Origin of the sequence: Sulfuricella sp. T08 (assembly GCF_000971475.1) — a bacterium.
Taxonomy (GTDB): domain Bacteria; phylum Pseudomonadota; class Gammaproteobacteria; order Burkholderiales; family Sulfuricellaceae; genus Sulfuricella.
In genome coordinates this window covers 1-8,944 of sequence record NZ_DF967540.1, presented here as the reverse complement: position 1 = coordinate 8,944, position 8,944 = coordinate 1, and the positions used below count along the sequence as shown (strand labels likewise).

At 55.6% G+C, this 8,944-nt stretch carries 10 protein-coding genes; 5 read left to right on the top strand and 5 right to left on the bottom strand.

Annotation, left to right across the window (positions count from 1 at the left end; genetic code table 11):
• Positions 1-226: 226 nt before the first annotated feature.
• The 5 genes from SCT_RS10720 to SCT_RS17910 all read right to left on the bottom strand — a co-directional run bounded on the left by SCT_RS10720 (position 227) and on the right by SCT_RS17910 (position 5,251).
• Complete coding sequence (locus SCT_RS10720; protein ID WP_059422817.1) at positions 227-1,468, bottom strand: DUF2252 domain-containing protein; 1,242 nt, start codon at positions 1,466-1,468, stop codon at positions 227-229.
• Between the two features lie 145 nt (positions 1,469-1,613).
• The gene (locus SCT_RS10715; RefSeq protein ID WP_059422816.1) at positions 1,614-2,786 is read right to left on the bottom strand and encodes a DUF1501 domain-containing protein; all 1,173 of its coding nucleotides are present in this window, start codon (positions 2,784-2,786) and stop codon (positions 1,614-1,616) included.
• A gap of 10 nt (positions 2,787-2,796) precedes the next feature.
• Positions 2,797-4,395 (bottom strand): DUF1800 domain-containing protein, encoded by a 1,599-nt coding sequence (locus SCT_RS10710; protein ID WP_082098303.1) that lies wholly within the window; start codon positions 4,393-4,395, stop codon positions 2,797-2,799.
• A 65-nt stretch (positions 4,396-4,460) separates the two neighbouring features.
• Positions 4,461-4,805, bottom strand: coding sequence for a hypothetical protein (locus SCT_RS10705; protein WP_059422809.1), 345 nt, complete (start codon positions 4,803-4,805; stop codon positions 4,461-4,463).
• 179 nt (positions 4,806-4,984) lie between these two features.
• Complete coding sequence (locus SCT_RS17910; RefSeq protein ID WP_371257739.1) at positions 4,985-5,251, bottom strand: hypothetical protein; 267 nt, start codon at positions 5,249-5,251, stop codon at positions 4,985-4,987.
• Between the two features lie 123 nt (positions 5,252-5,374).
• Between SCT_RS17910 and SCT_RS10695 the strand changes: the two genes are divergently transcribed.
• The 5 genes from SCT_RS10695 to SCT_RS10675 all read left to right on the top strand — a co-directional run bounded on the left by SCT_RS10695 (position 5,375) and on the right by SCT_RS10675 (position 8,857).
• A complete protein-coding gene (locus tag SCT_RS10695) occupies positions 5,375-5,665 on the top strand; it encodes an HU family DNA-binding protein (protein ID WP_009205701.1) in 291 nt (96 codons plus the stop codon).
• 91 nt (positions 5,666-5,756) lie between these two features.
• Positions 5,757-6,152, top strand: a complete 396-nt coding sequence (locus SCT_RS10690; RefSeq protein ID WP_059422802.1) for a phage holin family protein — start codon at positions 5,757-5,759, stop codon at positions 6,150-6,152.
• A gap of 179 nt (positions 6,153-6,331) precedes the next feature.
• Positions 6,332-6,910 (top strand): LexA family transcriptional regulator, encoded by a 579-nt coding sequence (locus SCT_RS10685; protein ID WP_059422819.1) that lies wholly within the window; start codon positions 6,332-6,334, stop codon positions 6,908-6,910.
• A complete protein-coding gene (locus tag SCT_RS10680) occupies positions 6,907-8,178 on the top strand; it encodes a Y-family DNA polymerase (RefSeq protein ID WP_059422800.1) in 1,272 nt (423 codons plus the stop codon). Before SCT_RS10685 ends, SCT_RS10680 begins: the two co-directional genes overlap by 4 nt.
• A 46-nt stretch (positions 8,179-8,224) precedes the next feature.
• Positions 8,225-8,857 carry an SOS response-associated peptidase gene (locus SCT_RS10675; protein ID WP_059422796.1) on the top strand — a complete coding sequence of 211 codons (633 nt, stop codon included), beginning with the start codon at positions 8,225-8,227 and terminating at the stop codon, positions 8,855-8,857.
• Positions 8,858-8,944: the final 87 nt, after the last annotated feature.

The window sequence follows — 8,944 nt, the reverse complement described above, 5'->3', positions numbered from 1 at the left end:
ACGCTGCGGGCGTTTCTCGTCAGACCGCGCCATCCGCGAATATAACGCGGACATCTGGCGCGCGACGTCATTGCCAGTGGAAATGTCCAAGGCCGTCGGGTAGTCGTGGCCATATTTCCGTTTCTGCTGAAGCGGACCTTAAGATTCAGGGGGTGATCTGCGACAGGCGACCCTTAAGTGACTCCCATTCAGTGAATCGAATAAGGAGCAAAAGTAGCGTTTAATTCTATGCAGCCACACATGATTTGTTAACGCCCCCAACCAAGGGATCAAAATTCAGGGGTGACTCACAGAATTCATTCCAATCAGTTTCTACCTGCCGGGCGTAACCCTCTGCATATTCCAGCAACGGGCTGCGCCAATCGCTATTGGAGGCAAATGAAATCCATTCGTCAGCAACCGCCGAACCCTGTCGGCCGCCGCTACGTAGATGCCCCCAGGCCACTACCTTGCCCATGGATTTCATCACATTTTCCAGTCGGCGCAGCTTGCCGTTCCACATTTCAAGCTGGAGGCGGTCCGAGTCTGGCAGAAGTTCGCGCATCACGTATGAACGCTTGCCAATCTGCACGGCATTGAGAAAAGCGGGCGAAATCGCCTGCACCCGGCGCTGAATACTGACCACACGTTCCGCTTCTGTTCCCCATTCAGGTTGAGGTAGTGTCAAATAAGGTGCCAGCGCGGAACCGGGTTCGTGCTTCAGGTCGAGCAGGTAATTTCCTGACGGGGAGCCTGCGCCCTCGACCAGAATGACATAACGTTCCGTACCCAGACTGCCAGTACCGGCGATACGGCGAGCCACATCAAGCACTTTGAAAAACTTCGGATCAGGCTGAAGTGCGGCGAACTTCGCCATGAACAAGACGACCTTTTTGTAGTCCGCATCCGATGCCGGCAAGGCCCGTTTGCCGTCCAGACGCAGCATGCGCTTGCCTCCCTTGAGCTTGGTGCGGCTGTCGAGAAATTCCGGCCGGGTACGTTTCCCGAGGCCGGAAAGCAGGCTCTTGACCATTCCTTCCGCCGTGGCGCGCTCCAGCCAGCGCGCCTTGCCGTCTTGCAACGCCGCTGTGTAGCAGTCGAGAAAACAGTGGACCAAGGCAATCGCCTCGGAGTGATTCACCCCTAGAGTTTTTGCCGCCACCAGCACACTGGTGAGAAAACGCGCCAGTTCCCAAGTGGCGGGAGCAAGCGCGGCTTCATCGAAATCGTTAAGATCGAAATAGGTTAGTCGGTTGTCGCCCTTGAAGCTGCCAAAGTTTTCCAGATGCAGATCACCGCAAATCCAGGCGGGAGGGGCGTCATTGAGCGGCGAATCAGCAGGCCAGTCCTGATAGAACAGGTGGCAAGTGCCGCGCAGAAAAGCAAAGGCGTCGGCTCGCATCGCACGGTATTTCAGCACCAACCGCTCGGGATCACGCCTCTGGTTGAAGATGAGGATGCTTTCAATAGCATTGCGTCGCTTGGACATGGAATTCCTGGATCTTTATGAAGATGAATATGTATCGAAGCTCAAAGTAACGGGCATGCCGTAAAAAATCAATGCCCTGAGCTGTTTTGCGCGAAAGAGCGGGGAACGCGATCAGTGACTTGGTTCTGCAAGTCACGAAAAACATTTAAACATCTATCCGCTGTCGCGGCATGCCGGGAAAAATCTCGGCCAATGCTGATTCCTTGAAACCATAATTTTGCCGCATGCATCCCGCCAGCAGCGTTCGCCAGTCGGCGAGGACGGGGAGGTCGCGATTTTCGTTGAGCGCCCGGTCTGACAATCCCCTGAAATCCCCGATCATCCGGCCGCCGGCAATGGCGCCACCGGCGAGCAGAAATAATCCGCCGTGCCCGTGGTCTGTTCCTCGGGTCCCGTTTTCTCGCACCGTCCGGCCGAATTCGCTCATGACCGCCACCTGAGTTCGCCGCCATTCGTCCGCCCCGAGTGCTACCTTGAGTGCGAGGAGACCATCAGCCAAGGGTTCAAGGGCACGGGAGAGAATTCCTTCTTCTCCTGCATGGGTGTCCCATCCACCAATCTCCATGAAAGCCAAGGAGAGTCGAGGGTTGCCGCGGAGAATACGCCCCATATGGGAGGCCACCTTGGAGAAGCCGTTTGCCGGCGCCGCGCCGCGGGACGCACCTTCCTCCATGCCCATGGCCGCTTCGATCTCATTTTCCGTGGCGATGGCCTGATCGAGGGCTTCCCCCGTCCGCGCCCCCCGATGGGCCAACCGGACTGCGTCGAGAATTCGACCGGAAGGTATCTTTAGTCCGCTTCCCGACAAAGGGGCAATCTCCACCGCTACGTCGCCGCCCTGGAAGCTGAGAGGTACTTCCCGAGTGAAGCTGATGGCTCCGCTACTGCTCCCGAGTGCCTTGGCGGCACGGGCCATGAATCCCGAGTCGCCGTGGGTGGTACCGGTTCCCAGTTCGAACAGGTCTTGCGCCTGGAAGTGGCTGCGGCTGGCATCGGTCGTGCCGGCACAGGGTGCGAAAGCCAGTTCGCCGGCCTCAAAGAGGCTGGCAAGCCCTTTGCAAGACGGGTGGGCGGCAAACCCGGTATGGCCAAGCCGGATGCCCTGCTTGATGACTGTTTGCGACAGGGTGGGCCTGATTTCCCCCAGTCGCACATCATCGACCGGTGACAGCGCGAACAGGCCGTCCATTCCACCGCGCAGAAAGACGACCACCAGCCGGCCGTTTCCAGAATGGGCCGTCTCGTAACCGTATGCCTGAAGGGCGGGGAAGGCCAGGATGCCTGCGCCCCATCGAAGAAACTGCCGTCGACTGATCATCTCATTGTCCCTAGCGTCGCATGAATTCCGGGCTGGCAAGCAGCAGCCCGACACGTTCGCGCTCAGAAAGACTCTTGGCCGCTGCCTCGGTAGTAGCGGAAAGCGGGCCAACGGCGTGTTTGACCGTGGACGAATCAACCCGGCATGCCGTTCCACGCATCAGCCGGCCTTTACCCATATCGGCCATAGCTTTGAGTCGGACCGACGCGCCTTCATCCCCTTGAGCAAACGGTACCTTTTCCGCTGCCACTTCCATGGACAGACGGACACGCTTGGCCATGGCAGCTGGCGACAGCCAGGCAGATTCCTGGGTGGGATAGCCGTCGGGGGTAGTGTGCACCAAGGGGGCCTGCCCCATGTCCATGGTTGTGGCGGCGAGAATCAAGCCGTTGTTGATCGGCGCATCTCCGCATGCGGCCCGGGCTATGGAGAGAACGTAGTCGACCGGCTCCTTGAATTTGGTTGGTTTCTCTAAGGAAACGGCAAAGGCATCAGACTTGAGCAGCGGCAGCAAGGTGGCAGAAATCTTTCCGTTGGAGCGCCGGAAGCCTTCGGTCATTGCATCAACGACCTGCGGCGGCGGATCGTCGCTGAGGAAGCGGCGGGCCAGTTTCAACGCTATTCGCTTGGCCGTTGTCGGATGGATCGCTATCAGGTGGAGTGCGCGGTCGATTTCGGGGAGACCTTGTCCAGCGGGAAAACGGGTGCCGAGAAAGATTTTTTCGCCGAAATCGTGGCGGCGCGGGTCGAACAGGAATAGCCCCATCCGGGTCGCTCCGGCCTTTTCAAGGGCTTGATCCCGCATCCGGGTGGAATAGATGCCGGCGCCGGTAAGGATACGTGCCAGTTCCTGCACGTCCTTCTGAGTGTAACCGGCATCCACGCCGAGGGTATGGAGTTCCAGAACTTCCCGTGCGAGGTTTTCGTTGATGCCGAGCGTCTTGCCGCGTTCCTGGGCTATTTGGGCCGCAATGGAGGTCTCCGCCGTAGATTGGGCATTGTCCAGATAAACCTGCATGGCGGGGTGATAGAAGCTGGCCCGAAGCAAGGCTTCGAATGAATCGTCTCGCATTGCCTCTTCGATCGCCCGGACGTAATCCCATGCCAGCAATTTATCCAGACTCTTGGGAGCGTAGATGGAAAAATGGTTGAGCCAGAAGGACAGGAGAACTTCATGACCCGGATTGTCGGAATTGGCCATGGTCAGGAGCCGTGCCTGGATCGCCGAGCTGACGTAGGCCCCTTCTTCTCTCTGAAGTGCCTTGCGGGCTTCCGGGTCTAGCCCTTCATCTCGCGCTGTCCCGCCCGGTCCCAGGCGGTGCCAGACCTCATCCAATGGTTGAGAGATGGGCAGTGAGCGGATTTCCTCCATCACCGGTGGAGGTAGAACAGAATCTTTTTGAACCGCCCGCAAAAGATACTGCCGGGGAGACAGGTTCATTGTCGCGGCCAAGGCCGCGGGAGTCGAGCTATATCCGAAGCGGGTCAACATGGCTCGTGCGGTATGCTCGTCCATGCCTCCGTCAAGGTTAAGCCCGGCGGCTAAGCAAGCGGTTGACCAACTGACCGCCAGGGTCAGCAGGAAAGCATTAATGGGGGAAGCACGCATTGTGTTCAAAAGAGCCGGAGAGCCGGATACAGGTATGAAGACCTGCACCCAGGCGGACCCGCTGCTTACTTGCCGATCTGGCGACTGACCTGGTTTTCCTGCTGGTTAAGAGTTCTCTGCTCTTGCTTGGTGATGTGTCCGCCGTTTTGCGCAGCCATGTCACGCTCCTCCTGGCGAATCTGGCGATCTTCCTTGTGCAGCTTCGCTGCCTGCTGTTTCGTGATCTCGCCTTCTTTTACTTCCTTGTTGATGCGACGATCCTGATTCTCGAGCCGTTTGTTTACCTCTTGGCGGCGGGGATGGTCTTTGGCCCAATCGGATTCAGCAAGAGCACTACTTGCTATTCCCGCAGCGAAAGTACTCAGCAGCGCGACAACCAGTGCTTTGCTAACATTCTTATTCTTCAACATGATTTTTCCTTGGCTCATGAAATATCGGGTGGTCTAGGACAGCACTTTGCTGCACATGCTGTTTTTAACGATTGACTGTTAATTTCGCTTACAAGAAATGTGTAACAATTTGTGACAGTTTTAAACAGACTCTAGCCAATAGGACCGGTAGACTTGTCCGGGTCGACAAACAGGAATGGTCAAAGCACCACTTGCGTCTTCATCTCGACCACCCTGTTAGGCGGTATCTTGAAGAAGCTAGCTGCGCTGCCAGCGTTGTGGAACATGGCGATAAACAGCTGCTCCCTCCATAACGGAATTTCCGAACACAGCCTGGGAATCAGCGTCTCACGACCGAGGAAGAATGATGTTGCCATCGTGTCGAAAAACAAACCATATTGGGCACAAATTAAGGAAGTTCTTGCAAACAGAATAGGTCGGGAGGCGATATTCCCCAGTCCCAACACAAAGCGCAGCCCTTGATTTAATCAGGCCTATCAGAACAGCTGAGATGCATCGTTTAGCTCTATTGGCGTGCTGTTCTTATACCCTTACAATGTATTCACCGTTAACTCCAGAGTGTCCATAAAATGAATAAAGGCGAATTGATCGATGCTGTGTCTAAAATGACCCAGCACCCGAAAACACAAACAGAAGAGATGTTTAATGCTTTTATGGCGGTTATACAAAACTCGCTGACTAGCGGCAATAGTGTCCAGATGATCGGCTTTGGTACATTCGCTGTTGAGGAACGCGCCGCCCGTATCGGTCGCAATCCGGCTACGGGTAAGGAACTCAAGATCCCCGCCAAGAGAGTCGTCAAATTCAAGGTCGGCAGCAAAATGAAAGATGCCGTTGCTGGCGTAACCAAGAAGAAGTAGTGCCTGGACGGGTGGACAACAATCCGCCCGTCTTCGTTCTCCCGAATCAATTCGTTAAAAGCTCGCTGTTAGCCCAGGATACTCCCTGCACATGCTCCACAATCTGATGCCGTTTCTGATTCACTGGGGCATCACGTCCCTGTCCCTCTGGGTAGCAAGCTATGTGTTCAAGGGCATCCGATTTGAGGATACCCCCTCGCTCGTAATTTCCGCTCTGTTGCTGGGTTTTGCCAACGCCATCATCAGGCCGTTGTTGATTATTATTACCCTGCCATTCACTTTGCTGACGCTGGGGTTTTTCCTGCTGGTGATCAATGCGCTGATGCTGTTACTGGTTTCAGCAATGGTTAAGGGCTTCACGATTTCGGGATTCTGGACCGCTTTTTTTGCCAGCATATTTATCGCCGTACTTAGCTTGTTAATCGGCGTCTATCTGGATGGCGGCAGCACATCTTGGCAATTGCATAGAACCGGCCTCTGGGTCTGACGTTCACAGGTCTGCTCTTCCTGGAACAGTGAGGGTTCAATCAATCAATTTGTGTAATTCGTCTTGAAGTTATCGCGAATCCCGTAGCGCTTAAAATCCCCATCCCGCTCGAAAGTCTTTGACTGTAACCCCCGCTTCATCTAATCTTGATTTAAGTCACACATATCAAGATGCTCACCATGAAACAAGAAAAATGGGGCGGTCCGCGCCCTGGAGCCGGCAGAAAGCCCGCCTCCGAACCCACGGTCACTATCCGCGTTCCGGTAAGCCACAAGGAAACTCTCGTGGCCTTAGTGCAGCGGATGAAAACCTCTCCCCCCGTGCGTATTCCTGACTGGCTGGAGATGCTTCCGCTCGCCGAGCAGACTCCGCCGCGAACCATCCCCCTCATGAGCCATTCGGTGCGCGCCGGCTTCCCTTCCCCTGCGGACGATTACGTCGAGAAAAGAATCGATCTCAACGAGGAACTGATCCAGCACCGCGAAGCCACCTTCTTCCTCAGAGTGAGGGGGCATTCCATGGTCGGGGCCGGCATTGACGACGGCGACGAACTGATCGTGGATCGTGCCATCAAGCCTGAACATGGCCGCATTGTGGTTGCTGCCGTGGATGGCGAGCTGACCGTCAAGCGTTTCTACCAGCGGGGCGGCGCCGTTAAACTAGTGGCAGAAAGTCCTGAATTCCCCGACATCGAACTCAAAGACGGTCAGGAAATGGTGATCTGGGGAGTGGTAACCAAAATCATCAAATCGGTATGACCACCTTTGCTTTGATCGACGGCAATAATTTCTACGTTTCCTGCGAGCGCGTGTTCAATCCGAAGCTGGAAGGCAAGCCGGTGGTGGTGCTATCCAACAACGATGGCTGCGCAGTCGCCCGATCACTGGAGGTCAAAGCACTGGGGGTTAAAATGGGGACACCCTGGTTCCAGATGCAGGATCTGGCCAGGAAGCACGGCATCATTGCGCTCTCCTCCAACTACACGCTCTACGCAGATCTGAGCAATCGCATGATGTCGGTGCTGGGAACGTTCTCGCCCCACCAGGAAGTCTATTCCATCGATGAATGTTTTCTGGCACTAGACGGGTTTAACATCGATCTGACCGCCTACGGCCAAGTCATCCGCCAGCGGGTGCATCGCTGGACTGGTATACCGGTATGTGTCGGCATCGGACCATCCAAAACCCTGGCCAAGCTCGCCAACCATATTGCCAAGAAGCGGCCAGAATGGAAAAGTGTGTGCGATCTGGGAACCCTGTCTGAGCAGGACTTGAATACTCTCTTGGACAGCATCGAAGTCGGAGAAGTCTGGGGCGTCGGCAGCCGTATCCGGGAGAAGCTCGCTACCCTGCAAATTCATACCGTGCTGGCGTTGAAGCAAGCGGATTCCGGCCTCATCCGCCGTCAGTTCTCGGTGGTGATGGAACGGACTGTCATGGAGTTGCGGGGCATCTCATGCCTGGCGCTGGAAGAAGTCGCTCCGGCCAAGCAACAGATCATGTGCAGCCGCTCATTTGGCGCCCCCGTCATGCTCCTTACTGAACTGCGGGAAGCAGTGACCAGCTACGCGACTCGAGCAGCGGAGAAGCTGCGCCGCCAGTCTTCCGTGGCGGGTGCGGTGCATGTGTTTATCAGCACCAGTCCTTTTCGAGAAAAAAATCCTCAATACAGCCAGGGGCTGACCATCCCCTTGCCAGATGCCACCAGCGACACCCTGAAGCTGGTTAAGGCGGTGCTATGGGGCTTGAAGCACATCTATCGGCCTGGATACCGCTACGTCAAGGCAGGGGTGATGCTGATGGACATCGCCCCGGCAGCAACCCAACAAAACTCCCTGTTCGCAGATGAGGTGGCTGAGGAAAGTACCGTCCAGCTGATGCAGACCATGGACATGATCAACCGAAAAATGGGCAAGGACTCAATCTTCCTCGCCAGTGCTGGGATCAGAAAACACTGGCAGATGAAGCGAGGGAATAAATCCCCCAGCTACACTACCAATTGGGACGAGCTGGCCGAGGTTCGATGATAGTCAGCCACAAAGACAGTGTGAGCATCATAGGTTAAGATAAGGCATGTGTGGACGCTACGCCCTCTATGGGTCTCCCTCCAAGCTCAAGGATCATTTCGGAACTACGAACGAAATAGACTTGAAGCCGCGCTTCAATATCGCGCCGACTCAGACGGTTCCGGTGGTTCATCTCGACGAGACAGGTCATCGGGTATTTACTGATGCTCGCTGGGGACTGATTCCCTCCTGGGTAAAGGATACTCAGGAACTACAGCACCCCATCAACGCCAAGGCAGAAACTGCTGCCATCAAACCGATGTTTCGCCACGCTTACCGCACTAGCCGCGTGCTGGTTCCGGCGGATGCGTTTTATGAATGGGTTCCCCGAAACGGAAAACAACCCTATTTGATCCGGTTGCGAGATGGCGAGCCGATGGGGATGGGAGGGCTGCTGGAACACTGGCAAGGCCCCGAAGGAGACGTAGCGACCTTTACCATTCTCACCATTGATGCCAATTCGGTGATGGCCAAGATTCATGACCGCATGCCGGTGATTATCAGGCCAGAAGATTACGCCGCCTGGCTCGACACGACCTTCACGGATGTCACCAAGATTCAAGCGATGGCTCAGCCTTACCCCGACCGTTTTATGGAAGCCTATCCAGTGAGTCGCAAGGTTAACAGCCCACAGTGTTGATTTGCGTTTAAAACTGACCCACTAACCATAGAGATTTGCATGGAATTTTGACCCACGTTTATACACTGACCTACTCGGGAACGAGTG

What these genes read in the sequence shown, in the direction of transcription:
- SCT_RS10720 (WP_059422817.1), bottom strand. Translation starts at nt 1,468, where the DNA reads ATGTCCAAGCGACGCAATGCTATTGAAAGCATCCTCATCTTCAACCAG.
- SCT_RS10715 (WP_059422816.1), bottom strand. Translation starts at nt 2,786, where the DNA reads ATGATCAGTCGACGGCAGTTTCTTCGATGGGGCGCAGGCATCCTGGCC.
- SCT_RS10710 (WP_082098303.1), bottom strand. Translation starts at nt 4,395, where the DNA reads ATGCGTGCTTCCCCCATTAATGCTTTCCTGCTGACCCTGGCGGTCAGT.
- SCT_RS10705 (WP_059422809.1), bottom strand. Translation starts at nt 4,805, where the DNA reads ATGTTGAAGAATAAGAATGTTAGCAAAGCACTGGTTGTCGCGCTGCTG.
- SCT_RS10695 (WP_009205701.1), top strand. Translation starts at nt 5,375, where the DNA reads ATGAATAAAGGCGAATTGATCGATGCTGTGTCTAAAATGACCCAGCAC.
- SCT_RS10690 (WP_059422802.1), top strand. Translation starts at nt 5,757, where the DNA reads ATGCTCCACAATCTGATGCCGTTTCTGATTCACTGGGGCATCACGTCC.
- SCT_RS10685 (WP_059422819.1), top strand. Translation starts at nt 6,332, where the DNA reads ATGAAACAAGAAAAATGGGGCGGTCCGCGCCCTGGAGCCGGCAGAAAG.
- SCT_RS10680 (WP_059422800.1), top strand. Translation starts at nt 6,907, where the DNA reads ATGACCACCTTTGCTTTGATCGACGGCAATAATTTCTACGTTTCCTGC.
- SCT_RS10675 (WP_059422796.1), top strand. Translation starts at nt 8,225, where the DNA reads ATGTGTGGACGCTACGCCCTCTATGGGTCTCCCTCCAAGCTCAAGGAT.